The organism is Candidatus Aalborgicola defluviihabitans (assembly GCF_016705985.1).
Classification (GTDB): domain Bacteria; phylum Pseudomonadota; class Gammaproteobacteria; order Burkholderiales; family Burkholderiaceae_C; genus Allorhodoferax; species Allorhodoferax defluviihabitans.
On record NZ_JADJKN010000002.1, the window covers coordinates 360102 to 384008 of the forward strand.

Annotated in this window: 21 protein-coding genes and 4 pseudogenes; 9 read left to right on the forward strand and 16 right to left on the reverse strand. The window is 59.4% G+C overall.

Annotated features, from left to right (window positions below):
- Positions 1-16: 16 nt before the first annotated feature.
- Genes IPI80_RS02080 through IPI80_RS02095 form a run of 4 tightly spaced genes read right to left on the reverse strand, consistent with a single transcriptional unit; the run spans position 17 to position 5037 of the window.
- Entirely contained in the window at positions 17-1195 is a 1179-nt protein-coding gene (locus tag IPI80_RS02080; protein ID WP_413856681.1) for an acyl-CoA dehydrogenase family protein, read from the reverse strand.
- 11 nt (positions 1196-1206) lie between these two features.
- On the reverse strand, positions 1207-2070 hold the full coding sequence (locus tag IPI80_RS02085) for an enoyl-CoA hydratase family protein (RefSeq protein ID WP_413856683.1): 864 nt from the start codon (positions 2068-2070) through the stop codon (positions 1207-1209).
- A gap of 40 nt (positions 2071-2110) precedes the next feature.
- Entirely contained in the window at positions 2111-2635 is a 525-nt protein-coding gene (locus IPI80_RS02090) for a MarR family winged helix-turn-helix transcriptional regulator (RefSeq protein ID WP_413856685.1), read from the reverse strand.
- 41 nt (positions 2636-2676) lie between these two features.
- The gene (locus tag IPI80_RS02095; RefSeq protein WP_413856687.1) at positions 2677-5037 is read right to left on the reverse strand and encodes a bifunctional salicylyl-CoA 5-hydroxylase/oxidoreductase; all 2361 of its coding nucleotides are present in this window, start codon (positions 5035-5037) and stop codon (positions 2677-2679) included.
- A gap of 165 nt (positions 5038-5202) precedes the next feature.
- Here IPI80_RS02095 and IPI80_RS02100 point away from each other — a divergent pair, with 165 nt between their 5' ends.
- The 6 genes and pseudogenes from IPI80_RS02100 to IPI80_RS02125 all read left to right on the forward strand — a co-directional run bounded on the left by IPI80_RS02100 (position 5203) and on the right by IPI80_RS02125 (position 8888).
- The gene (locus IPI80_RS02100) at positions 5203-6069 is read left to right on the forward strand and encodes an alpha/beta hydrolase (RefSeq protein WP_413856689.1); all 867 of its coding nucleotides are present in this window, start codon (positions 5203-5205) and stop codon (positions 6067-6069) included.
- 518 nt (positions 6070-6587) lie between these two features.
- Positions 6588-6716, forward strand: a complete 129-nt coding sequence (locus IPI80_RS02105) for a hypothetical protein (protein ID WP_413856691.1) — start codon at positions 6588-6590, stop codon at positions 6714-6716.
- Positions 6680-7461: pseudogene (locus IPI80_RS02110) on the forward strand (tyrosine-type recombinase/integrase). Before IPI80_RS02105 ends, IPI80_RS02110 begins: the two are co-directional and overlap by 37 nt.
- Positions 7462-7503: 42 nt before the next feature.
- Positions 7504-7713, forward strand: a pseudogene (locus IPI80_RS02115) (transposase zinc-binding domain-containing protein); the annotation flags it as partial.
- Between the two features lie 169 nt (positions 7714-7882).
- Positions 7883-7960: pseudogene (locus IPI80_RS02120) on the forward strand (hypothetical protein); the annotation flags it as partial.
- A 95-nt stretch (positions 7961-8055) separates the two neighbouring features.
- Positions 8056-8888 (forward strand): annotated as a pseudogene (locus IPI80_RS02125) (transposase).
- Between the two features lie 275 nt (positions 8889-9163).
- Here IPI80_RS02125 and IPI80_RS02130 read toward each other — a convergent pair.
- The 4 genes from IPI80_RS02130 to kynU form a co-directional block, all read right to left on the reverse strand.
- Complete coding sequence (locus tag IPI80_RS02130) at positions 9164-9961, reverse strand: hypothetical protein (protein ID WP_413856693.1); 798 nt, start codon at positions 9959-9961, stop codon at positions 9164-9166.
- Positions 9962-10089: 128 nt separating this feature from the next.
- On the reverse strand, positions 10090-10665 hold the full coding sequence (locus tag IPI80_RS02135; RefSeq protein ID WP_413856695.1) for a hypothetical protein: 576 nt from the start codon (positions 10663-10665) through the stop codon (positions 10090-10092).
- Between the two features lie 497 nt (positions 10666-11162).
- Positions 11163-12041, reverse strand: coding sequence for a tryptophan 2,3-dioxygenase (gene kynA / locus IPI80_RS02140; RefSeq protein ID WP_413856697.1), 879 nt, complete (start codon positions 12039-12041; stop codon positions 11163-11165).
- Between the two features lies 1 nt (position 12042).
- Complete coding sequence (gene kynU, locus IPI80_RS02145) at positions 12043-13341, reverse strand: kynureninase (RefSeq protein WP_413856699.1); 1299 nt, start codon at positions 13339-13341, stop codon at positions 12043-12045.
- Between the two features lie 143 nt (positions 13342-13484).
- On the opposite strand from kynU, the gene IPI80_RS02150 reads away from it, so the two are divergent.
- Both IPI80_RS02150 and IPI80_RS02155 read left to right on the forward strand, forming a co-directional pair.
- The gene (locus tag IPI80_RS02150; RefSeq protein ID WP_413856701.1) at positions 13485-14939 is read left to right on the forward strand and encodes a DUF2868 domain-containing protein; all 1455 of its coding nucleotides are present in this window, start codon (positions 13485-13487) and stop codon (positions 14937-14939) included.
- Positions 14930-16411 (forward strand): DUF3482 domain-containing protein, encoded by a 1482-nt coding sequence (locus IPI80_RS02155; protein WP_413856703.1) that lies wholly within the window; start codon positions 14930-14932, stop codon positions 16409-16411. The genes IPI80_RS02150 and IPI80_RS02155 overlap by 10 nt, the downstream gene beginning before the upstream one ends.
- Positions 16412-16547: 136 nt before the next feature.
- On the opposite strand, the gene IPI80_RS02160 is transcribed toward IPI80_RS02155, so the two are convergent.
- On the reverse strand, positions 16548-17468 hold the full coding sequence (locus IPI80_RS02160; protein WP_413856705.1) for a LysR family transcriptional regulator: 921 nt from the start codon (positions 17466-17468) through the stop codon (positions 16548-16550).
- Between the two features lie 94 nt (positions 17469-17562).
- Between IPI80_RS02160 and IPI80_RS02165 the strand changes: the two genes are divergently transcribed.
- Entirely contained in the window at positions 17563-18552 is a 990-nt protein-coding gene (locus tag IPI80_RS02165) for an SDR family oxidoreductase (protein ID WP_413856707.1), read from the forward strand.
- A gap of 165 nt (positions 18553-18717) precedes the next feature.
- Here IPI80_RS02165 and IPI80_RS02170 read toward each other — a convergent pair whose 3' ends face one another.
- The 7 genes from IPI80_RS02170 to soxB form a co-directional block, all read right to left on the reverse strand.
- Positions 18718-18894, reverse strand: a complete 177-nt coding sequence (locus tag IPI80_RS02170) for a hypothetical protein (protein ID WP_413856709.1) — start codon at positions 18892-18894, stop codon at positions 18718-18720.
- Between the two features lie 292 nt (positions 18895-19186).
- The gene (locus IPI80_RS02175) at positions 19187-19654 is read right to left on the reverse strand and encodes a CreA family protein (RefSeq protein ID WP_413856711.1); all 468 of its coding nucleotides are present in this window, start codon (positions 19652-19654) and stop codon (positions 19187-19189) included.
- A 153-nt stretch (positions 19655-19807) separates the two neighbouring features.
- On the reverse strand, positions 19808-20155 hold the full coding sequence (locus IPI80_RS02180) for an ArsR/SmtB family transcription factor (protein WP_413856713.1): 348 nt from the start codon (positions 20153-20155) through the stop codon (positions 19808-19810).
- A gap of 29 nt (positions 20156-20184) precedes the next feature.
- A complete protein-coding gene (locus IPI80_RS02185; protein ID WP_413856715.1) occupies positions 20185-20712 on the reverse strand; it encodes a TlpA disulfide reductase family protein in 528 nt (175 codons plus the stop codon).
- On the reverse strand, positions 20709-21665 hold the full coding sequence (locus tag IPI80_RS02190; protein ID WP_413856717.1) for an MBL fold metallo-hydrolase: 957 nt from the start codon (positions 21663-21665) through the stop codon (positions 20709-20711). The genes IPI80_RS02185 and IPI80_RS02190 overlap by 4 nt, the downstream gene beginning before the upstream one ends.
- A gap of 20 nt (positions 21666-21685) precedes the next feature.
- The gene (locus tag IPI80_RS02195) at positions 21686-22099 is read right to left on the reverse strand and encodes a DsrE family protein (protein ID WP_413856719.1); all 414 of its coding nucleotides are present in this window, start codon (positions 22097-22099) and stop codon (positions 21686-21688) included.
- Between the two features lie 72 nt (positions 22100-22171).
- Entirely contained in the window at positions 22172-23905 is a 1734-nt protein-coding gene (soxB, locus tag IPI80_RS02200; protein ID WP_413856721.1) for a thiosulfohydrolase SoxB, read from the reverse strand.
- Positions 23906-23907 lie beyond the last annotated feature (2 nt).

The window sequence follows — 23907 nt, forward strand, 5'->3', positions numbered from 1 at the left end:
GACGGTGGCGCCGGAGCTACTTGGGCGCGTTGTTGCCCACGTCTTTGAGCAATTCGCGGGCGATGATGAGCTGCTGCACCTCGGTCGCGCCTTCGTAAATGCGCAAAGCGCGAATCTCTCGGTACAGGCGCTCCACCGGCACACCGCTGACCACGCCCATGCCACCCCAGAGTTGCACCGCAGCGTCAATCACTTGCTGGGCCCCCTCGGTGCTGACCATCTTGGCCATGGCAGCTTCTTTGGTCACGTTTTGGCCTTGGTCGCGCTGCCACGCGGCGCGGTACACCAGCAAGGCCGAGCTGTCGATGGTGGTGGCCATCTGCGCCAGCTTGGCCTGGGTGAGCTGGAAGTCGGCCAGCGTGTGTTTGAACATCTTGCGCGTGGTGGCGCGCTCCAAGCCCTGGTCCAGCGCACAGCGCGCAAAGCCCAGCGCAGCAGCGGCCACCGAAGTACGAAACACGTCGAGCGTGCGCATCGCCACCTTAAAGCCCTCGCCCGCCGCACCAATGCGCTGCGTCAGCGGAATGCGGCAATTGTCAAACTGCAAGGTGCCCAGCGGGTGCGGCGCAATCACGTTGATGCGCTCGGAGACACTGAAGCCCGGCGTGGTCGCATCCACAATAAAGGCGCTGATGCCCCGCGCGCCTTCGGCTTCGCCACTGCGGGCGAACACCACATAAAAGTCTGCGATGCCGCCGTTAGAGATCCACGTCTTGCTACCGTTGAGCACGGCATAGTTACCTTCGATGCGCGCGCTGCATTGCATAGCGGCCACGTCAGAGCCAGCATCGGGCTCGCTGAGTGCGAAAGCCGCAATGGCATCGCCCGCCGCCACGCGTGGCAAATAGGCCTTCTTCTGCGCCTCAGTTCCGGCCAAGCTGATAGCGCCGGAACCCAGGCCCTGCATGGCAAAGGCAAAATCAGCCAGACCGGAATGGCGCGCCAGTGTTTCGCGAATCAGGCAAATGCTGCGCGTATCGATCGCGTCTTGCGCGCCACCATGGGCGCAGCCGCCCACCGCGTGACGCAGCCACCCGCCCTGCCCCAGCTGGCGCACCAGCGCGCGGCATTCGGCATCCACGTCGGCGCTGTGTTCGTGCGCAATGTGCTCGACAGCCCACGCATCGAGCGCGCGGGCGAGTGCTGCGTGGCGTGCCTCAAAGAAGGGCCACTGGAGGTAGTTGGTATCGCTCATTGTGTGCGCTTTCAGTTGCCTTGGAACACCGGCCGTTGCTTGGCCACAAAGGCCTGGTAGGCGCGGTTGAAGTCTTCGGTCATCATGCAAATCGCCTGGGCCTGGGCTTCGGATTCGATCGCTTGATCAATCGACATATTCCATTCCTGGTGCAGCATGGTCTTGGTCATGCCGTTGGCAAAGGTGGGGCCGGCCGCCAGTTCGCGCGCCCAGCTTTGCGCCTCGGTCAGCAGTTGCTCGGGCGCGACCAAACGATTCAGAAAACCACTGCGCTCTGCTTCTTCACCGCCGATGGAGCGGCCGCTGTAAAGCCAGTCGCTCGCGCGGCCCTGCCCAATAATGCGCGGCAACATGGCGCACGCCCCCATATCGCAACCCGCCAGACCGACGCGGTTGAACAAAAACGCGGTCTTACTGCGGGCGGTGCCCACGCGCAGGTCAGACGCCATGGCCATGATGGCGCCAGCACCAGCGCAAATGCCGTCAATCGCCGCGATGATGGGCTGTGGACAAGCGCGCATGGTTTTGACCAAATCGCCCGTCATGCGGGTGAACATCAACAACTCTGGCATGGCCAGTTGCATCAGCGGCCCAATGATTTCATGCACATCGCCGCCAGAGCAAAAGTTGTCGCCCGAGCCATACACCACCACTACATGCACATCGCTGGCGTAGCGCAACTGAACAAACAGGTCGCGCAACTCCGCATAGGAGGCAAACGTGAGCGGGTTCTTGCGCTCTGGGCGGTTCAGGGTGATGGTGGCAACACCGCCTTTGCAATCCCACTGAAAATGCTGCGACTGGTACTGCGCCAGGGTTTTGCGGTTGGGTGCCAGCAAGGTGGGGTCGATCACGGTGGAGGTGTGGGTGCTCATGCGCAGAGTCCTCGGTAAATTGGTAATTCAGAGTGGTTATTCAGGAAAGCGAGCTGGACTGCTTGTCCAGCACATGCACGCGCAGGCTTCCCAGTTGCTGGTGCACCTGGGCCACTGCGGACGGGTTGAGGCAAGAGAACAGCTCCAAAATCCACTGCTCATGTTCCAGGGCCATCGCTTCAAATTGCTGGCGTCCTTTAGGGGTCAGGCGCACGATCCACGAGCGCCGATCGGTCGGGCTGCTGGAGCGGGCCACAAGGCCATCACGCTCCAATTCGTCGGTGACACCGGTCACGTTGGCGCCGGTCACCATCAGGTGGCTGGAGAGCTCTTTCATGCGCAGGCCATCGGGCTCACGGTAGAGCTGGGCCAGGTAGTCAAAGCGCGGCAGACTGGTGTCAAAACGCAGACGCAAGCGGCGGCGAATTTCAGCTTCGATTTGGTTGGTGCACGACAGCATGCGCAGCCACAGCTTGAGGGCCGCATGGTCGCCGGTGGCGCCTCGGGCTTCGTAGCCCAGTTCGGCGGCGGCGTTGAGCAAGTCCAGACTCGGGTCTTTTTTCATAGTCCGCTCAGTTCATCACTTCGCCAGCGCACAAGCAGCGCTCATGCTTCGGTCGCCCGCGCGGGGCTTTGGGCCGCCATGGCGGCTTGCGCCTTTTCACGCTGGAAGATGGCTTCCATCTGCTGCTTACCTGCCCGGTACTGCTTAGGCCAGGCTTGCGGCGTGTAGCCGATCTTGGCGGCTTCGGTCAGCGTCCACGCGGGGTTGGCCAAGTGCGGCCGGGCTACGGCGCACAAGTCAGCGCGGCCCGCCGCAATGATGCTGTTCACATGGTCTGCCTCGCTGATCGCACCCACCGCAATGGTGGCGATGCCCGCCTCTTGGCGAATGCGGTCGGCAAACGGGGTTTGGAACATGCGGCCATAAACCGGCTTTTCTTTCTTGCTGACCTGGCCGGAAGAACAGTCGATCATGTCTGCGCCTGCGGCTTTGAAGGCTTTTGCAATATCCACCGCGTCGGCCGGCGTGATGCCGCCCTCGACCCAGTCGTGCGCAGAGATACGCACCGACATGGGCTTGTCTTGCGGCCACGCAGCACGCACGGCCGCAAACACTTCGAGTGGATAGCGCAGGCGGTTTTCCAAACTGCCGCCATAAGCATCGTTGCGGTGGTTGGTCAGCGGAGAGAGAAAGCTGGAGAGCAGGTAACCGTGGGCGCAATGCAGCTCCAGCCAGTCCACGCCAATGTCTGCAGCGGCTTGGGTTGCGGCTACAAATTCGTCCAACACTACGTCCATGTCCGCACGCGACATGGCGCGGGCGGTCTGGCTTACACCGTCAATGTATTGGTAGCTGGAGGCCGCCATTAGCGGCCAGTTGCCGCTTTCCAGCGGCTGGTCGGTGCCCTTGCCTTCCCACGGGATACAGGTAGACGCTTTGGCACCGGCGTGGCCAATTTGCAGCGCAAACTTGGCATCGCTATTGGCGTGAACCCAATTCACAATACGCGCCCACGCCGCCTTTTGTTCTGCGGTGTAGATACCGGGGCAGCCCGGCGTGATGCGGCCCTCGGGCGACACACAGGTCATCTCGGCCATCACCAGGGCCGCACCGCCCATGGCGCGCGCGCCCAGGTGCACCAAGTGGTAATCGCCTGCCACGCCGTCCACTGCGGAGTACTGCGCCATGGGCGAGACCATGACGCGGTTCTTGAGCGTGGTGCCGCGCACGGTATACGGCGTAAACATCGGCGGCGGCGCGGGCAACGCAGGGTTGATCTGCATACCCGCCTTTTCGGCAAACCAGCGCTCAAAACCGCCCAACCATTTGGCATCGCGCAGGCGCAGGTTCTCGTGGCTAATGCGCTGGCTGCGCGTCAACATGGAATACATGAACTGCGGGCCATCCAACTGATCGCAGTAACGCAGGCCACACACTTCAAACCACTCCATGGCGTTCCAGGCGGCGTTTTGCAGGCGCAGCACATCGATATTGCGCTCCGCCTGGTATTGCGCCAGCACAGCAGCAATTGCCGCTGGCGTATGGCCTTGGGCATCAAACAGGTTGGACAGCACGATGGCGTCTTCGATGGCCAGCTTGGTGCCCGAGCCAATGGCGAAGTGCGCGGTGTGCACCGCATCGCCCATCAGCACGACATGGCTGTTGCCGTTGAAGGTGTGCCACTGCTCGCACTTAACACGCTGAAAATTCAGCCACGCCGAGCCGCGCAGATGGCGCGCATTGGTCATGAGCGCCGCACCGCCCAAGGTTTTGGCAAATAGCTTTTCGCAGAAGGCAATGCTTTGGTCTTGGTCGGCTTGGTCCAGGCCGTGGGCCAGCCAGACGTGCTCGGGGCATTCGACGATGAAGGTGGTGGTGCTGTCGTCAAACTTGTAGATATGCGACTGAAACCAGCCGTGCTCGGTCTTCTCAAACGCAAAGGTAAAGGCATCAAACAGCTTGTTGGTACCCAACCAGATGAAGCGGTTGGGGCGCACCACAATGTCGGGTTTGAAGACAGCTTGGTGTTGGGTGCGAATCTGGGAGTTGATGCCATCGCTAGCAATGATGAGATCGGCATCGGGGTACTCTGCATCGCTCTGTGCATTGGTTTCAAACACCAGCTTGACGCCCATTGCCTCGCAGCGCGCTTGCAAGATGTTGAGCAGCTTCTTGCGGCCAATACCCACAAAGCCATGGCCGCCTGAGCGAATGCGCTGGCCCTTGATTTCCAGCTCAATATCGTCCCAGTGGTTGAACGCCTGCTGGATTTCTGCGGCAGACTTCGGATCGTGCTGACGCATGTTGTCCATGGTGGCATCGGAGAACACCACGCCCCAGCCAAAGGTGTCGTACGGCTTGTTGCGCTCCACCACGGTGATGTCGTGCTCAGGGTGGTTCCTCTTCATCAGAAGGGCGAAATACAACCCGGAAGGACCACCGCCAATGCACACAATCTTCATCAAAACTCCTTGCTGGCAAGCAGCACATCCTGTGCGCCGCCAAGCGATGTAATTTACATATTAATAGTTTAGATGTAAAGTACTTTACGAAATAAAGGCCTCAGTAATTTCCCTGCCCTGGCTACCTCTAGACTGGCAACAATTCCCACCAAACCCGTCACCACCATGCCCAAGCTCTACCGCGAATTCACCACCCAAGCGCAGATCGACGCGCAGTACAACCCCTCGCTGGCACTGGCCGATGCATCGGCGCCCGGCAAGCACTTTGTGGCCGCCGCGCACAAGGCGCGCAGCAGCCTCAAGGCGCATCTGGACATTCCGTATGGGCCCACGCTGGCCGAGACGCTGGACATTTTTGTGGCGGATGCGCCTAACGCCCCGGTCTATGTGTTTTTGCACGGCGGCTACTGGCGCTCGCTCTCGTCCAAAGAGTTCAGCGGTGTGGCGCTGGGCCTGCAGCCACTGGGCATCACCACCGTGGTGGTGAACTACGCGCTGTGCCCGTTTGTCACCCTGGCCGAAATCACGCGCCAGTGCCGCGCCGCCGTGGCCTGGACGCTGCGCAACATTGGCCAATATGGGGGCGACGCGAGCCGCGTGGGCGTGGGCGGCCACTCGGCCGGTGGCCACCTGAGCGCCATGTGCTTACAAACCGATTGGGATACCGACTACGGCCTGCCGCGCGACCCGCTGAAGGCGGCGCTACTGATCAGCGGCCTGCACGAGCTGGAGCCACTGCGCTACAGCTACCTGCAACCCATGATCCAGCTGGACGAACACACCATTCGCCACTACTCCCCCGCGCAGAATGTGCGCGCCTGCCCCACACCCACCTGGGTCACCTGGGGCGGTGCCGAGAGCACCGAGTTTGCCCGCCAAGCGGCCAGCTACCACGCCGCAGCCACCGCCCTGGGCAACCCGGTAGAACTGCGCGCCGTGCCGGGAGCCGACCATTTCAGCGTGATCCACGGCCTGGAAGACAGCGCCAGCCCCATGAGCCAGTGGCTGGCCGAAAAGTTGAAGGCGAATTGACCTCTCGTCCGCAGGCGCGTCATGACAGGTGTCGTTAACGCAGTGGAGTAACGCTGCACCATTTCCGTTGATTGCTATTGAATGGATAGTGGTATGTGCATATTCCACGAGGGCTATAGGCTGATCTTTCTTAGAGGTTATTCATCGAACACAGCAAGCCCGCCAAGTGCGTGGGCCCCACCATACGCCTCGTAGTAGCTGCCCTCGTACGGCAAAAAGTAGCCCAGCAAATGCCCAACCAGGCGGGGGATGATGCGGTTGCCGACGGTTGGGTCGGTCAGCTGTATCTCAGGATTCGACCCAAACTCGACCGACCTCTATCAAATTTCACTGCTCGAGAGCAGTCATTGATTTCCAGAATATTGGGGGCGCCTATTCTGCGTTGAACTAAACCGCTACGCGGTGGCTAGTGCACGGTGCGCCGCCACTGCATTTGTGTTTCGGGGCTACTTGCATAGACGGGCCTTGAGGTAAAGCCTTGGAGTTGGGGAATGTTCCCCGGCACGAGGAGAAACCGCATGACACCCTTACGTCAACGCATGCTCGACGCCATGACCGTGCGCGGCCTGGCTGAACGGACCAGGAGTGCTACACCGATGCCGTCGCCCGAATGGCACGCCACTACCACCGCAGTCCCGACTTGTTGAGCCCGCCTGAGATCGAGGCCTACATGCTGCACCTGGTCAAAGACCGCCAACTCTCCTACAGCAGCGTCAACCATGCCGCCAGTGCCAGTCGCTTCCTGTTTGAGAAGGTGCTGGGGCGCGCCAGACATCGTCCACCTGCGCCCGCCCATGGCCCGTGTGCCACAGAAGCAGCCCGAGTTGCTCGCGCGCCAGAGGTCACGCACCTGTTTGCCTGCTGCTCGCATCCGGTTTACCGAACCGTGTTGCAAACCATCTATGCGGCCGGTCTGCGTATCTCCGAAGCCTGCGCACTGCGCGTGGATGACATCGACAGCGCGCCAGATCGCATGTGCGTGCGGGTTACGGCCGGCAAAGGCGGTGCCGACCGCTACAGCATCCTCAGTCAAGCCTGTTGGCGTTGCTGCGCCAATACAGCCAAACCTATGCTCCGCAGCGCAACCCAGGTCGCTGGCTGTTTGCCAACGCCAATGGCACGACGTGCGTCAACATCGAAGCCGTGCAACGCGCCTACCAAGCGGCCCGACACTGCGCCGGCATCGTCAAGCATGGTGGCACCCATACCCTGCGCCACTGCTTTGCCACCCACTTGCTCGAAGGTGGCGTGGACCTGTACACCATCAGCCGCCTCTTGGGCCACGGCCACATCAGCACCACCAGCCGTTATCTGCACCTCATCAGCCCGCAGTTCAAACCACCCAAAGACGTGGACCCATTGGACCTGCTGGCGGGCCTGCCCAAGACCTGAAACGATCACGGCAAGGCTGAGCGCGTGGCCACCCTGGCCGATGTGCTGCGCCAGCATGGTGCGGCACATCTGGTAAAGCACACCCTGTCCACACCCCAGGCCAAGGCCTGGCGCGGCATCGTCGCGTGCAGGACGGCGGCACTGGGGGGCCAGCAGCTGGCCTGTGAGACTTGTGGCCACAGCCACTGGCAATACCACTCCTGCCGCAATCGACACCGCCCGCAGTGCGGATCGCGTGCCAAGGACGCCTGGCTGCAGGGGCGTCTAGCGGATGTGTTGAATGTGCCCTATGCCCACTTGGTGTTCACGCTGCCGCACAGCCTCAATGCCCTGTACCAGTACCACCCGCGCTGGGTCATCGACACCCTGTTTGCCAGCACCGCCCAAACACTGTCTGAGTTCGCGGCCAATGCGCTGTTGGATGGGGGTTGGTGGTGGCACCCCGGCCTTCAGCCTGGTGCTGCACACCTGGACCCAGGACTTGCGGCGGCACATTCATGTGCATGCGGTGATGGCCTGCGGTGTGCTGGTGCAAGATGATCAGGTCAAGGCCGCTGGCACACGCCGATCCGAAAGCCCGACTTTCTGTTCCCGGTGCAGGCCCTGTCCAAGGGGTTTCGGGGCAAGTTCCTGGCAGCCTTGGGCCGGGCCCATCAAGGTACAGACATCGCCGATGATCCGCAGGGCGGTGCCATGGCCTGGGCACAACGCCAAAGAGATCTATACCGCCACGACTGGGTGGTGTATGCCAAGACGCCGTTGGGTGGTCCAGCACAAACGCTGGAGTACCTCAGCCGCTACACACACCGCACGGCCATTGGCAACGAGCGCATCAAGGCGCTCACGCACAGTGAAGTGGTTTTTACCGTCAGAGCGGATGACCAAGGGGGTAAGCGCACAGAACATTTACCGGCTGTGAATTCATACGGCGCTACTTGTTGCACGTCTTGCCCACCGGTATCAAGCGGATTCGCCACTACGGAGTTCTGGCCAGTGCATGCAAGACGGACAAGCTCAAGCTCGCAAGGCTGGCACTACAGATGCCCAGCACCAACCCGCTGGCCCAAGAGTCGGCACAGGCGTTCATGGCGAGGGTGGCCAGGATTGAGACTATGCAGTGTCCGTGCTGCAAGGCGGGCACACTCAAGGGTGGTGGCAACGCTGCCAGGGGTACACAGTTGCCGACACCGGGTAGCAGTGTGGCGGGGCAACCCAGGGGCCACCGTGAGGTGCACCAGGGGATGCCAAGGGATCAAGAAATTCGCACCACGTCCAGTGGTGTCCGAGGCAGTGTTGCGCCGCACGCTGGCTGGCAACTGCGTGCAGGAACAATACCCGAGCGATCCAGCGAAAGAGCAGTGCCCAGCCCGCAATGTAGGCAATCCGCGCACGGCGCAACGACACTGGGCTGGGTCATAATCTATTGACACAAGCGGGGGATTGGTTCAAACCCCCTATTGCCCAGAACACACGCCACCGTCTCGCAGGCGGTTCAGTCCAACATGGTTTATCTGCCGCGAATGACGTCCTCGCTTTGTGCCAGCTTTGTGGCGCGGCGGATAAACGCTGATTGTTAGCCATCTACCCCTGATAAAACGCAGTTAATCGGCCCGTTTCGCGATGACGGCTCAACGTCCAAGCTCAGGAACGCTGCGTGGCTTTATCGCGCAGCGTTCCTTGGAGCGCAGTGTTAGACCGCAGATCACGCAGTCGCCTCCTCAAGAATTTCCAGAGCCGCCTTCTCCATTGGGGCAACGGTCTTCTGCGTATCGACGATTCGTTTTGCACAGTCGAGTAAATCAGTCAGGCGGTCACGATCACCTGCAGCCTTAAGATCACGGATGATGCGTTTGAACTCTTTGTGATCGGGCTCACCGAGAGCCTTAATCGCAGAGTCCAGTTCTGCAGCATCAAGCAGCACATCAGCACAATGCCTCTTGAGGTACTCGGCGACGATAGCCCGTTCCGCCTTGCGCATTTGTCCATCTGCACGGCAGACAAAGACGAGGACAGCGACACCCATCCATTCTTTGTCGATGGCCGACAAAGCACGACCCTCATTAGAGTCGCCATATTGAGCAATTGCATCGCGGGCAAGGTCTTCCACGATTTCGCCCGAATCAAGATTGATTGCCTTTTCAATGCGTTCTCCGAGAAACGAACGATGGGCATTGCGAAGAAGGCAGTGGGCGTCGATGGCGTACTTTCCTCCGAACTCATGTACTCGCTTTACTTCGATATCCCTCTCGGTTTTTAGCCCGCGTTGGTCCTCATAGTTGATTCGGTATCGCCCCTTTGCGGGCAGCATTCTTGCGCGATAGAAGTCAAATTGCTCCCAGTTGTCCTTTTCCTCACCTTCGACCTCACCACGGTTCAGTTCTGTGGTACTGGGTGAAACGCTGGTTTCGATGCGAATGACTACTTCACGGGGTGTTGGTTTGCGAAAGAACGCAAGGTAGATTGCGAATGCTGTAAGCGCCAAGCCTAGGATCCAAGTCATATTAAGTTCTCCTCGCGGTCAATCAGGACTACGCACTGTCTGCGGTCTAACGTGAAGGTAACCGGCGACTTGCGCCAGGAGCCCGCGCAGCGGGCGTACGTCGCAAGGCGACCGTGTTGACCGACATGTTAAGGCGCACGCTTCGCACGTTGGAGTGCCTCTAGGACTTCGACCACTTCGCCACCCGAACCGAGATTGAATGCGTGAGTGCTTCTATCAAGGTTCTGTGTTAGCTCATTGAGCAGGCTCTTGGTCTTCGACACCAGATCGCGAAGCTCGTTAGGGGTGACGGCGGCCTCTCGGAAAGCATCCTCGACTGAGTGGGCCGCAGAGTGGTGCCCACATACCTTATTGCGAAGAATGTTGACTTTGACCCACAGCGGCTTCACGTCCCGATACTGCCGGTCCAGACTGGCAAGCACGCTGGATCCGAGTGCTGCCTCACCTTGCAAGATATTCAGGAAGCGAGGAATGTTGTAGGTGTCTTTTCGTGTCTCGTAGAGCTTGTAGAGGTTCACCAGCAGTGCGACGAAGTGCGCATGGATTGCAGTCTGAAAGTAGATGGGATAGCGATTCAGGACGTCAATAAATTGCGGCCGGGTTTGATCGCTCTTCAAGGCCCACCAAATCTCGTAGTTCAACCCGGCGACAGTGACAATATGCCGTAATTCGGAGACATACGGTTCGTGAGAGCTTGAGGTCATTTGTGCGCCTTAACTTCACGTAGCCGAGCGCCTATCTTGGCATTTCCAAGTTAGACGACGAAATAATCAGGCTGGTGGGCTTGGGCTTAGCCATGCGCAACCCGCTAAACCGCACGAATATTCAATTCTTGGCAATACCGCTGGGTACTTTTGCATGACAACCATTGTATGAACCTGTCGCATATCCTGGCCAATCAAAGCCAATAGCTGCCATGAAAGAGCTGCGTGGGGGTCGACTCCCTGCCAGTTGGAGCCGGCAACCGTATGCCAACTCTACCAAATTGAGCACACCATAGCCGTCTGGCCCATAACTGTCTTTATGCATTCCACAGGCAAACACATGGGGCACGCTGGTCGCCTCGCCATCCTCCACATGGCCGCAGTAGACGTGCTGCCTGCCGGATAGGGCTTTGATGAACGACGCGCCGTTTTTACTTATTGCTACGAAATTGATAGTGGCTTGCGTATATTCCACGAGGGCTATAGGCCAATTTCTCTTACAACTCTGTCCTTAGCGACCATATCTCGGGGAACAGCACCACGTCCAGCATCTTGCGCAGGTAGCTCACGCCGCCCGTGCCACCGGTGCCGCGTTTGAAGCCGATGATGCGCTCCACCGTGGTCACATGGCGGAAGCGCCATAGGCGAAAGGCGTCTTCCAGATCAGTCAGTTCTTCGCCCAGTTGGTACAGGTCCCAATGGGCTTCGGGTTTGCGGTAAACCTGCAGCCAGGCGGCCTCGACTTCTTTGCTGGCTGCATAGGGTTGCGACCAGTCGCGCTCTGTGTGCGATGCGGGCACGGGCAAGCCACGGCGCGCCATCAGCCGCAGCGCTTCGTCATATAGCGACGGCGCTTCATACGCAGCTTGCACCAGCGCCAGGCGCTCGGGCGCATGGGCGTGGGGCTTGAGCATGGCGGCGTTTTTGTTGCCCATGGCGAATTCAATGCAGCGGTATTGAAAGCTTTGGAAGCCGCTGCTTTGGCCCAGGTAAGGGCGCATGGCGCTGTACTCGGGCGGCGTCATGGTGGCCAGCACGTCCCATGCGTGCACCAGTTGCTCCATGATCTTGCTGACACGCGCCAACATCTTGAAGGCAGGCGGCAGGTCGTCTTGCGCAATGTGGCGCACGGCAGCCTGCAGCTCGTGCAGCATGAGCTTCATCCACAGCTCGCTGGTTTGGTGCTGCACGATGAACAGCATCTCGTCATGCGCGGGTGAGAGCGGCTTTTGGGCCGACAGAATGGTGTCGATCTGCAGGTAGTCGCCGTAGCTCATGGTGTTGCTGAAGTCGAGCTGGGCTTTTTCTTGGGCAACGATGGCTTCGCCAGCAGAGGGCGCGGCGTGCATGGGGCAGCCAGAGGGGGGATTGGTCATGTCAGGTAACGGCGTGTTGTTGGTTGAATTCAGGCTTTTGCCACTCTGCTGTTTCCAGCACTTGGCGCAGGTGCTCCACCGCATTCCATACGTCTTCAAAGCCGATGTAGAGCGGGGTAAAGCCAAAGCGCAAGATATCTTTGTGAATGCCACCATCGCCCGCGCGGTAGTCGCCAATCACGCCGCGTGCAATCAGCGCTTGCATGATGGCATAGGCACCGGAGCCTAACGGGCCTCCCGCATTGTGTTCGCGCGTCAGGCAGACCTGCGAGCCGCGTTGTGCGTGGTTGCGTGGCGTGGCCAAGCCCAGGCCGTGGCCCGCGCAGCGCTCTTCGACCAACTGAATGTACAGGTCGGTCAGCGCCAACGATTTGGTGCGCAGGGCAGCCATGCCGCCCAATGCCTGTGCCGCCACAAAGCCGTCTAACCCGCATTCCAACAACGACAAGCTGACGATGGGTTGCGTGCCGCACAGGTAACGGGTAATGCCGGCAGCGGGTTTGTAATCTGCCGTGAACGCAAACGGCTTGGCGTGGCCCCACCAGCCCGACAGCGGTTGCCAAAAGCGGTCCGCATGTTGGGGGTTGACCCACACGAATGCCGGTGCGCCGGGGCCGCCGTTCAAATACTTGTAGCCGCAGCCAATGGAGAAGTCGGCCCGGGCACCCGTCAGGTCCACCGGCACCGCGCCTGCGCTGTGTGCCAGGTCCCACACCACCAGCGCGCCGGCCGCGTGTGCGGCGGCGGTGACGGCAGCCATGTCGTGCATGGCGCCGGTGCGGTAGTTGACATGGGTGAGCATCAGCACGGCAACATCGGCGGTGAGCGCGGCGGCAATCTCGTCAGGCTCTACCAGCTTGAGCGTGTAGCCGCGCTCTTTGCACAGGCCTTCGGCAATATAGAGGTCGGTGGGGAAGTTGCTGCGCTCACTAAGCAAAACTTTGCGCTGCGGTGCGTCTTGCGCAACCATGGACAACGCAGCGGCCAGCACTTTGTAGAGGTTGATGGATGTGGTGTCGGTGGTAACCACTTCGTCAGGCCCCGCGCCAATCAGCGGCGCAATCATGTTGCCCAGGCGCTGGGGTAGCTCAAACCAACCGGCGGTGTTCCAAGAGCGGATAAGGCCCGTGCCCCATTCTTGGGTGATGACCTCTGCAGCGCGGGCGGCTGCAGCTTTGGGCATGACGCCCAGAGAATTGCCGTCCAGGTAAATGACACCGGCCGGAATAGAGAAAAGATCGCGCAGCGCGCGCAGCGGGTCTGCTGCATCGCGTTGTTGGCAGTCTTGCAAAGTGATCATGGTATGTGTGGTCCTTGAAATACGTAAACTCTAAACCATCTGCCGGTCGAGGCTACAGAGCAGCCCGTGTGGCAGCTTTCAGGTCTCAAAATAAAACATGCTGTAGATTCGCGGATGATGCGCGTTGCGCAATTGGAGTTGGGGTGAATTTGGACCAAACAGAGCAACCTGCCCGTTGGAGCGTCTCGGAGCTGATTGATTTTGAAGTCGCACTCGACAAGTGGGACGCTGACGATTCTGCGGGTGTTGATGCGTTCAAAAGCAAGATCGCGCTCGCACCAGACGCCCGCACCACCAACCGATCGGCAATTTTCTTGGCGTGGCTGAAAGAGCAAGCAACACCGGGCTGCACGGCGACGGCTGGTCAACAGTTTGAGCGCGGCGTAAAGGCTGTCTTGTGGCTGGCGTTGTTCATCGGAGGTTTGGTGGGCGTGGGCACCACCGCGGGTTTGCTGGCCCACGACAGCGCGCAGCCGATCAACGCGGCACTGTTCCTGGCCGGTACGGTTGGCCTACAGATAGGCATGCTGTTGGTAGCGTTGGTGGCCGTGGTCGCACGCGCGGTAGGCGTTGACTTCTCCCCGTTGACTTCTTGGATGCATGCGCTGGTGCGCTTCAGTATCGGTGCGCTGAACCGCCTGCATGGTGAGCAGCGGGCGCAGGCTCGGTTTTTGTTGGCCAAGACTGGTCAGTTGTCGAGCCGCCTTGCACCGTTCATCAGTCTGCAAGTCTTGCAGCTCACGCAAGCGTTTGTTATTGCATTCAACCTGGGCATTCTGGGTTCTATGTTGTTGGTCTACTTGCCCTTTGTAGAGCTGCGTTTCGGGTGGCAGTCAACGTATTCTTTTGGAGCAGATGGCGTGTTTCGCGCGTTGCAGGCCATCGCTTTGCCTTGGAGCTGGATCTCTGATTCGCTGGCGCCCTCGCTGCCACAGGTGTTGGCGACGCAGTTCGTTCGGGGGCAGGGTGCGTTCACCCTGGATGCCAATGCTGCACATGCCTGGTGGCCGTTCTTGCTGTGCGCGGTTGTCGTCTATGGGTTGATGCCACGGCTACTCATTGCCGCGCTCTTGCAAGGCGTGCTGCGCTTGCGGCTGCGGCGCATCGCATTCACCCACCCTGCGGCGAACAAGTTGTGGCGCAGACTGCAGCGCCCCTTGTTCAGTTCCGATAGCGATGGCGAACCGCTGCCTCCTGGCGGTCCACTGGCCGACATGGGTCATGCTGGAGCGAAGAAGGTGTTGGCGATCAAGTCGCAAACCAGCAGCCTGAGCGACGAACAGGTGTCAGCATTGGTGCAGCGGTCGCTTGGGCTTGCCGTGCTGCAAACCGTCTCGGCCTACATCGACAACGATGCATTCGAGCCCGCACTGGTGCAAGGATTGCAAGCCGATACAGACGTTGTTGTGGTGACACCGGGCACCGAGAACCCCATCATCGCCATTGCCGATTTCCTCAAGAAGTTGAGCGCCACCAACCGCGAAGTGATTGTCCTGCTAACGGGCGACCCCACAGCGGGCTTGGACGAGCGCCTGAAGATATGGACCCGCTTCGTGTCGATTCACCATTTGCGTGTAGGAGTGGCACGATGCCAATAGAACACGCTGTGCCAGCGTTTGCCATCATTGGTGCGGTTAACCACGGCAAGTCTTCCATCCTGTCGACGCTGATGGAGGATGACGCCGTCGCGGTGTCGTCCATGCCCGGCGTGACCGTGCATGCAAAGCGGTTTGCGCTGAGAGACCTTGTCGTCTTTCACGACACACCGGGGTTCCAGAACGCGCGCAAGGCGCTTGCTGAGATCAACCGCGCGCCCGCTGATGCCAATGACCCGTTGGCCAAATTTCGGGTGTTTGTTGAACAGCACCAAACCGACCCGCAGTTTGAAGCCGAGTGTCGTTTGCTTAAACCTGTTTTGGCGGGTGCCGGGATCATCTATGTCGTGGATGGCTCGTTAGCGCCGACACCCCTGAACGAATGCGAAATGGAGCTGGCGCGCTTGACAGGGGTTACCCGCTTGGCCATCGTCAACCGCACGGGAGAGCAGGACTATATTGGCCAATGGCGGGCAGCGCTTAACCGGTCGTTTAACGCGGTTCGAGAATTCAACGCCCACAGCGCGAGTTTTGAAGACCGCAAGGACTTGCTCGAAACATTGGCCAACATCAACCGCGATTGGAAGCCCTATCTGCTAAAGGCTGTGACCGCGCTCCAGGAGGATAGGAGCGCGCGTATAGACGATGCCGCTGCGCTGGCGGTGTCGCTGGTCTGCGATTGCCTGACCTTCTCGGCGCGGCTCTCGCTCAAGATCGATAGCGCAGAAGCGCGCACGGCGGCTGATCTGGCGTTGCAAGAGCGATTCAAAACCCAGCTCGCAAAAATCGAATCCAGCGCGCACAACAAGATGATCGCGCTATTTGCGCACCACCTGGTGCAGTCATCCAGTGAGTCGGCCAGTTTGTTCAAAGACGGTTTGTTTAGCGTTGAGACTTGGCGTCTGATGGGTTTGAACGCGAAGCAGCTGACAATGACCGGGGCCGCCATTGGTGCGGTGGCTGGCGCCGGTACCGATGCGCTCACCCTTGGCCACACGCTGCTGCTGGGCACTGCAGTTGGGGCTGCGATTGGTGGAACGACTGCGTACTTGGTTGGCAAGAAGCAACCCAGTGTTTCTGTCAAAACGCCAAGATTTTCCAAAGCCCTGCAATTGCTGATGCCCGAAAAATTGCAACTCTCAGCGCAGGAAATGGTTGTGGGCCCGATGCAAGCCAACAATTTCCCATGGATTTTGTTGGACCGCGCGCTTTGCAGTTTGAACTATGTTGCTGGTCGTGCCCACGGACGGCGCGACGAAACAGCTATTCAGATGGACCAACTGCTGCCTTCACTGCAACAGAAGAAGCTGTCGGTTGAGTATTGGTCTGACGAAGATCGCAAGCGTTGTGAAAAGCTGTTTGCGAAGCTGCGGCTGAGCAAGACATTGGTAGGCAACGAAAGCCAAGAGCTGAAAGACATCATCGCCCGTCACTTTGGCGAAGTCGTTGCGTCGGCTGACAGGGCAACACACTAGCGCGTGACAACATCTCTTCAGGCGCAAAAGGCCCGAGTTGCGGAGTTGCGGAGTTGCGGAGTTGCGGGCCACATCATTCGCTATTGTTTTGGAAGCTGCATTGGCATATGTGACGAGGGCTAGCGGCCCATTTTTCTTATAACAATCCGGCGCCAAGGTACTTCTCCATTCCCAGCACCAGCGCGTCAAACGTGGCCTTGGCCGATGGGCTGTTGCGCAGGCCCTCGTGCATGGTGATCCAGATGTCGAGCTTGAGGGTGTAGAACTCTGGCAAAACCCGCACGAGCGGCGGGCTGGCCACCGTGCCACTCGCAACCCCACGGGCCAGCGGCACTTGGCAAAAACCAATGCCCGCGCCACACCGTATTAACGCCAGTTGCGCCACGCTGCTGTCCGCTCGCAAGGAAAACGATTCGCGGTCCAGCCCGCGCATGGACTTGGCCACTTCGCGAATAAAGGGCGTGGGCTGGTCAAAGCCAATCAAGCAATGCTCGGTGAGCTGGGCCACGCTGGTGGGTGTGCCGCGCCGCTGCAAGTAATCGGCCGATGCATGCAGGCCCACTTCCACCTGCCCTATATGGCGGGCAATGAGCTGGTCTTGCGCGGGGCGCACCATGCGCACGGCGATGTCGGCCTCGCGCTGCAACAGGTCTTGCGTGCGGTCTGTTAGCGCCAGCTCTATCTTCAAGCCGGGGTAGTTGGCACACAGGCTGGCAATGATGGGCGGCAGTGTCTCTACCCCCACCACCTCGCTGGCGGTAACGCGCACCACGCCGCTCACGCCTTTGCCCCGGCTGGCGGCGGTGCGCTCTAGCGCGGCAGCGCTGCTCTCCATTTCTTCGGCGTGTACCTGCAGGGCCAGCGCAGCTTCGGTGGGTAGCAGGCCGGCCTGGGTGCGGGTGAACAGCACCAGGCCCAGCGTTTCTTCCAGCGCGGTAATGTGCCGCCCCACCGTGGGCTGGGCAATGCCCAAAGCGCGCGCTGCGCCCGAGAGCGAACCCTCGCGCAGCACCCCCAAAAGAGAGCGGTACAGCTCCCAACCAATGCTTGTGTCCATACAGAACTGTATAGCAGCACCATGGGTTTCGGCAATTCCATGTTTGCGGTTGGCCCCGCAAACTCGCTCCCTCATCCACTAAATGGAGCTTGATATGGAAACCACGACGCTGAACAAAACCGCACTCGTATTGGGCGCCACCGGCGGCATAGGCGGCGAAGTGGCCCGCCAACTGCAAGCCGCAGGCTGGGCTGTGCGGGGCTTGAGCCGCCACACGAACCCCACCAACCCCACCAACCCACAGCAAGATGGCATCACCTGGCTGCGCGGCGATGCCTTGAACGGGGACGACGTGCGCGCTGCCGCAGCCGGCTGCACCGTCATCGTCCACGCCGTGAACCCACCGGGCTACAAGCGCTGGTCAACCGTGGTGCTGCCCATGTTGGACAACACCATCACTATCGCAAAAGAGCTGAGCGCCACCGTGGTTTTGCCCGGCACCGTCTACAACTACGGCCCCAACGCCTTCCCCACCCTGACAGAAGACTCGCCCCAAAACCCACTCACCAAAAAGGGCGCCATCCGCGTGGAGATGGAACGCCGCCTGCAAGCCTTTGCGCAACAGGGTGGCCGCGTCATCATCGTGCGGGCCGGTGATTTTTTTGGCCCGCAGGCCGGCAACAACTGGTTTGCACAAGGCCTGATCAAGCCGCAGCAGGCGGTGAAGCGCATCAGCAACCCCGGCAAGCCGGGCCTGGGCCACCAGTGGGCCTATATCCCCGATGTGGCCCGCACCATGGTCACGCTGATTGCCATGCGCCACACACTGCCCGCCTTTGCCACCTATCACCTGCAAGGCCATTGGGACCACGACGGTACGCAAATGGCCCAGGCCATTCAGCGCGTGGTGGTGCAGCACGGCGGAGCCAAGCCCAAGATCAGCGCCCTGCCCTGGTGGCTGCTGCGGCTGGCGTCGCCGTTTAACGAAACATTGAAGGAGCTGCTGGAAATGCGCTACCTGTGGCAAGTGCCGGTGCGCATGGACAACGCCAAGCTGCAAGCGCTGCTGGGCCAGGAGCCGCACACGCCGCTGGACTTGGCGGTAGCGGCAACGCTACAGGGGCTGGGGTGCTTGACTCGTTAACACTATTGTTTTGATAGCGACTTACGTATATTTTACGAGGGCTAGAGGCACATTTAGCCTATAAGAAATCAAAATTTGCCCATGCCCCCTAGCCGTGCCCAACCTTTGTCCGCATGATGTGACATGCTCCCAATCTCGAGCCTGCACGGCGCGCAGCGGGTAGACCTAATTCACGTCAACTAGCCAGCTCAGCAACGGCGTTACAGCACGGGCCAGCGCCATGTCGGCCACATCTTCACTGCGGCTCACCTCCAGCCGCGACGCCAACCATAGCTTGGGGGTGCCAGCCCCAGCCCAAGCGACTGTGGTACGCCCATACATAGCCTGGCCCGGGTATGCCATAGGTGGGCGCGACGTAGACCACGCCGTGTGGCGCGACATAAGCAGGTTCAACAGCGACGGGGGCGACCACACAGCCTCCCAGAAAAACCGTGGTGCAGGTGGCCGCAATGCAGCTCATCGTTAAGAATTTCATGGCGGTGCAGCTGATGACCCTGCCCGGGTAAAGCTGTTGCAAAGCCAGTGTTCAAACCTGATAGTCTTTGCGTTCGCGCTGTGTCTGGGACCTGGCGCTGTAGAAGCGCTGGGCTGTGGCATCAAACGCGGGCTGCAGCCCAATTTTTTGTGTAAAACCTTATTTAACAGGAATCGGTTGGTTGGTCGGCACCGCAACCGCCGTCACGCTGTTTTTGGGGCTGCCCTCAATGATCTTGTCGGAGTACACCAGATAGACCAGCGTGTTGCGTTTGACATCCACCATGCGCACCACCCGCACGTGTTTGAACAGGAAGGATGAGCGGGCGTTGAACACTTCGTCTTGCTTGTCGATCTTGTCTTTGAAAGTGATTGGGCCGACCTGGCGGCAGGCCACTGCGGCGTCGGCCGTGTCTTCGGCAAACCCCAGCGCACCGGAGTAGCCGCCGGTTTTCGCGTGCGACAAATAGCACGCCACACCGTCCACCTGCGGGTCGTCAAACACATCCACCACCACTTTGTCGTTAGGGCTGAGCAGCTTGAAGGTGGTGCTGACATCGCCAATGGTCTCGGCGCTGGCGGCGAATGCGGCGCTGGTTAGCAGCAATGACAGTAACAGTCTTTTCACAATGAACTCTCTTTCAAACCTCTAACGCCCCTCCGGAGGAGCAGGTGCCCAGCTTGCGCCTGCTGGGCGCGCTGATATGACCGACTAGCATTCAGTAGACTGATAGCTACTGTATTGATAGCTGTTTACGCATATTCGACGAGGGCTACAACCCTATTTCACCAACAAGCGTTCGCTGGGGTCTAAGGCAACCTCATCGTCCATGTCAATGGCAACCTGGGTGCAAACGGCCCGGCACAGGGTAGAGACTTGCTCATTCTGCAGGCCGTAATAGATTTGAGCACCTTGACGGCGCCGGGACAGGACTCCACTCTTGTGCAATGTGGCCAGATGCTGGGACATATTGGATTGCGTGGTGTCAATCTGCTCCAGCAGTTCGGTCACATTGCGCTCTTGCTCGCAGACCGCGCTGATGATTTTGAGCCGCATGGGTGTGGCCAGCAGCCCAAAGAGTTGAGCCGCCGTCTCAAAAACCTTGTCCTGGCGGAGATCTTCCTCCATAAACACCCCTAAAGAATATGCAATGCCAACTAGGCCGCCCGGTCTGAGATCAGCGATGGCAGCGACAACACGTCACTGTCTGTCAGTTCACCCGGTATGACCTGAACCAGTTTTCCATCCGCACGGACCAAACCGGTCAGGGGGACAACTTTCCGATTCGTAAACTGCATTTTTAACTCGGCACTGCCGATCACCTGCGGAAAATCCAGTGCATTCATTCTGACATAGGCCGCGACCTTGGCTTCGCTTTCCCCGGTAGCCACGCCCACAATACGGATAGGCCGGTCACCCAGAGTGTGAAAGAGCGCGTTCATGCGGGCGTTGTGGCGTTTGCAATAGGGGCACCAGGTGGCCCAAAACACCACAATGGCGGCCACGCCTGCCCAGTCTTCGGTGCGCAAAACACCACCACCCACCACCGGCAGGGTGGGCCAGTGGATGGTTTTTACGGGGTCTTCTTCGCCTTGTGCATAAGCCGCTGGCATGCTTGCGCACAACAGTGCCGCGGCCCCGCCCAACAGCTTGCGGCGTGATGGGTGGGGATTGCTGGCAATCACTTCACGTCCGCTTCGCCCTGCTGCTCCATCAGCAGGTAGGTGTTGTAGGCGTTCATGCGATTGGCGGCTTTGAATAGCGGCAGGTCTGCGTATTTTGACCAGTCAATTTTGTCGTAGGCCTGCTCAAACGGGTCCATGTTTTTGGCCGCAGCGCCCATTTGTTTGCGCAAATACAGCAGGTAATCGCGGGTCAGTTCAATATCCGCTACCGGGGTGAAAGATGCTGGCCCGTGGCCTGGAAGCACCACGCGCGGGTTCAGCGCCAGCAGCTTGTTGAGCGACTGAATCCACAGGCGACTATCGGCCGTGCCCACAAACGGAATACGCCCCCGAAAAACAATGTCGCCCGCAAACATGACACCCGACTGGGGATCAAAGATAACCATGTCTTCCGGCGTGTGGGCAGGCCCCACATGGTGCAACAACAACTTGACGGAACCTACCTGCAGCACAGTCTCCGGCCCATCCAGCCACCGGTCGGCACTCACAAAATGGGTCTTGGAATCGATCCAGGGGGCCAAATCTATACGCGTGGCTTCCAGGCGTTTTTGGGCGGTTTCAGAGTTCAAATACTCGCGCCCTTCTTGGTGGGAAATCACCGTGGCACCCGCGGCCTTGAAAACTTGCAGGCCATAGATATGGTCTGCGTGGTAGTGGGTCAGGATGACATAGCGAATGGGTTGTGAGGTGACCTTCCGAATCTCTGCAATCATGGCTTGCGCCAGTGCGGGAGAGCCCAGGGCATCTACCACCACCACACCGTCGTCCGTAACGATGAAGCCGGCGTTGGAGATGAAGTTTTGGTTTTCAACTGACCCCAGCGCGGTCTGGCCTTGTACAAACCACACCTTGTCGGCGACTTTTACTGCGTGCACCGCAGGGGGCTCTGCCAGCACGGCTTGCGTCATCCACAGACAACCCAGCAACAGGGCAGAAAGATTGCGAATCAGCATAGCGGTGTGCCTCGGCCTGTTCAAGGTTTTACGTATGCGTAGCCCTGGTTCTGCAGCTTGGTAATGCGGACCACTCCGGATGGGGTGAAGTCAGCCTCGGGGATAAATTGGTCTTCTTTGAGATTGCGCGTCTTCAGGGTGATCTGGCACACCTCAAACGCGACGCCGCGGTTTTTCATGGCAGACACCGGTCCCGCATAGAGGCTTCCGTTTTTGTCCTTGGCCCCTTCCATCAAAAAATCGATTCCTTTGGCATGGGCTACCACGATAATTTTGGTTGTGGGTTCCGTATCCAACTGGTTACGAATGTTGCGCAAAGCGGCCAACGCCTGCACATCAGAATCATTGATGTGGTAGACCACACGGTCTTGCGACCAGGCCACACTGCACCCCAACAAGACCAAGGCCATAGATATCCAGCGAAGAAATTTCATGGTGTCCACCTTTCTTGATAACTTACAGAACCCACTCTGAAACCGTCAGGGTTTCAAAAAAAAACAGTGCCTCTACGCAATGCCAGGGTTGTTAGTCACCCCCAGCAGCTTGGGCGTATTGATGGCCCGGGCCCGCACATGCCCGCCGGGTTGTGATTTCAGCCACGATTCCACCACGTCCCAAATGGGTTTGCCCCCGGCGTTGCGCGCTTCTTCAGCCACTGGCGCCCAACCCGCAACCTTGTAGTTCTTGCTGGCATCCAGAGGTTTGCCGCCAAGCTGCATATTGGTGATGCGGCTGCCCATTTTTTGCCCCGGCTCGCAGGTATAGCGTAGTCCGCCCACGCGCACCATATCGCCACCCTGTTGGTAATAGGGATCTGGGTTAAACAAGTTGTCGGCCACGTCTTCCAAAATGGTTTTGATGGTGGCCCCGGTCATTTGCGTCACGGTGGCGTAGGGGTAGGTAACAGCAAGCTGGTCCATCATCAGCTCCCGGGTGATGGCATCTCCCGGCAACAAGGTGGTTCCCCAGCGGAATCCGGGGGATAGCGCGATGTCGGCACCCTGCACGTCCATCAATGCGTCGCACACCAGTTGGTCCCAGCTGCCATTGAAATTTCCACGGCGGTACAGCAGGCCATCCGTCACGGCCAATGTTTCTGATAGCTTGCTGGCGAACGGTGCACGCACTTTCTCAATCAGCGCTGCCATTGCGGGATCGGGCGGTAGCTGATTGGAAAAGACAGGCAGCAGGCGGTAGCGGAAGTCCGCTACCCCACCGCTTTTTACATCCAGGTCCATAACGCCAAGGAACTTGCCGTTGCTGCCGGCATTGGTCACCAGCGTTTTTCCACCTGCGTTGGTAACCGGCACCGCAATAGGTACGCCGTCGTGGGTATGGCCGCCAAAAATGGCGTCCACACCGCGCACACGCGATGCCATCTTCAAATCAACATCCATGCCGTTGTGCGAGAGGACCACAACCACCTTGGCGCCCTTCTGGCGCACCTCGTCCACCATTTTCTGGAGGTTGTCGTCCTGAATGCCAAAGCTCCAATCCGCAACAAAGTAACGGGGGTTGGCAATAGGGGTGTAGGGAAAGGCCTGGCCAATGATGGCAACCTGGAATCCGTTGATTTCGCGGATCACGTAGGGCTTGAACACCGGGTCGCCAAAATCAGTCGTCTTGATGTTTTGGGCAACAAAGTCGATTTTTCCCTTGAAGTCGTTCTCAACAATCTCTTTAACCCGCTCCATGCCGTAGGTAAATTCCCAATGCCCGGTCATGATGTCGACCGTCAGCAACTTAGCTGCATCCACCATGTCCTGCGCGTTGGTCCAAAGCGAGGTTGCTGAACCTTGCCAGGTATCTCCACCATCCAGCAAGAGCGCCCCAGGCCGGCTGGCCTTGAGTTGCTTCACCAGGGTCGCCAGATGGGCAAACCCCCCTACTTTGCCAAAGCGGTGTGCCGCAGTCTCAAAATCCAAATAGGTATACGCGTGGGCCGCGCGGGAGCCGGCCGGTATGCCTGCCGCCTTGAGCATCTGTTCACCCACCAAATGGGGCCATTGGCCCCTCATGGAGCCCAGCCCCATATTGACACTGGGTTCACGGAAATGAATGGGCATCAGCTGCGCGTGGCAGTCGGTCATGTGCAACAAAGACACATTGCCGAACTGTGGCACGTCATACATGCCATTTCCCGCAGTGGCAGCGTCTGCATTGGCGAAACGCCCCATCTGCAGACCCGCCACCGACGCCGCACCCAGCAGCTGAACAAACTCCCGCTTGGTAAGGTTCATGG

Bases quoted from the DNA above. Each gene is read 5' to 3' on its own strand.
- IPI80_RS02080 (WP_413856681.1), bottom strand. From the start codon at position 1,195: ATGAGCGATACCAACTACCTCCAGTGGCCCTTCTTTGAGGCACGCCAC.
- IPI80_RS02085 (WP_413856683.1), bottom strand. From the start codon at position 2,070: ATGAGCACCCACACCTCCACCGTGATCGACCCCACCTTGCTGGCACCC.
- IPI80_RS02090 (WP_413856685.1), bottom strand. From the start codon at position 2,635: ATGAAAAAAGACCCGAGTCTGGACTTGCTCAACGCCGCCGCCGAACTG.
- IPI80_RS02095 (WP_413856687.1), bottom strand. From the start codon at position 5,037: ATGAAGATTGTGTGCATTGGCGGTGGTCCTTCCGGGTTGTATTTCGCC.
- IPI80_RS02100 (WP_413856689.1), top strand. From the start codon at position 5,203: ATGCCCAAGCTCTACCGCGAATTCACCACCCAAGCGCAGATCGACGCG.
- IPI80_RS02105 (WP_413856691.1), top strand. From the start codon at position 6,588: ATGACACCCTTACGTCAACGCATGCTCGACGCCATGACCGTGCGCGGC.
- IPI80_RS02130 (WP_413856693.1), bottom strand. From the start codon at position 9,961: ATGACTTGGATCCTAGGCTTGGCGCTTACAGCATTCGCAATCTACCTT.
- IPI80_RS02135 (WP_413856695.1), bottom strand. From the start codon at position 10,665: ATGACCTCAAGCTCTCACGAACCGTATGTCTCCGAATTACGGCATATT.
- kynA (WP_413856697.1), bottom strand. From the start codon at position 12,041: ATGACCAATCCCCCCTCTGGCTGCCCCATGCACGCCGCGCCCTCTGCT.
- kynU (WP_413856699.1), bottom strand. From the start codon at position 13,341: ATGATCACTTTGCAAGACTGCCAACAACGCGATGCAGCAGACCCGCTG.
- IPI80_RS02155 (WP_413856703.1), top strand. From the start codon at position 14,930: ATGCCAATAGAACACGCTGTGCCAGCGTTTGCCATCATTGGTGCGGTT.
- IPI80_RS02160 (WP_413856705.1), bottom strand. From the start codon at position 17,468: ATGGACACAAGCATTGGTTGGGAGCTGTACCGCTCTCTTTTGGGGGTG.
- IPI80_RS02165 (WP_413856707.1), top strand. From the start codon at position 17,563: ATGGAAACCACGACGCTGAACAAAACCGCACTCGTATTGGGCGCCACC.
- IPI80_RS02170 (WP_413856709.1), bottom strand. From the start codon at position 18,894: ATGGCATACCCGGGCCAGGCTATGTATGGGCGTACCACAGTCGCTTGG.
- IPI80_RS02180 (WP_413856713.1), bottom strand. From the start codon at position 20,155: ATGGAGGAAGATCTCCGCCAGGACAAGGTTTTTGAGACGGCGGCTCAA.
- IPI80_RS02190 (WP_413856717.1), bottom strand. From the start codon at position 21,665: ATGCTGATTCGCAATCTTTCTGCCCTGTTGCTGGGTTGTCTGTGGATG.
- IPI80_RS02195 (WP_413856719.1), bottom strand. From the start codon at position 22,099: ATGAAATTTCTTCGCTGGATATCTATGGCCTTGGTCTTGTTGGGGTGC.
- soxB (WP_413856721.1), bottom strand. From the start codon at position 23,905: ATGAACCTTACCAAGCGGGAGTTTGTTCAGCTGCTGGGTGCGGCGTCG.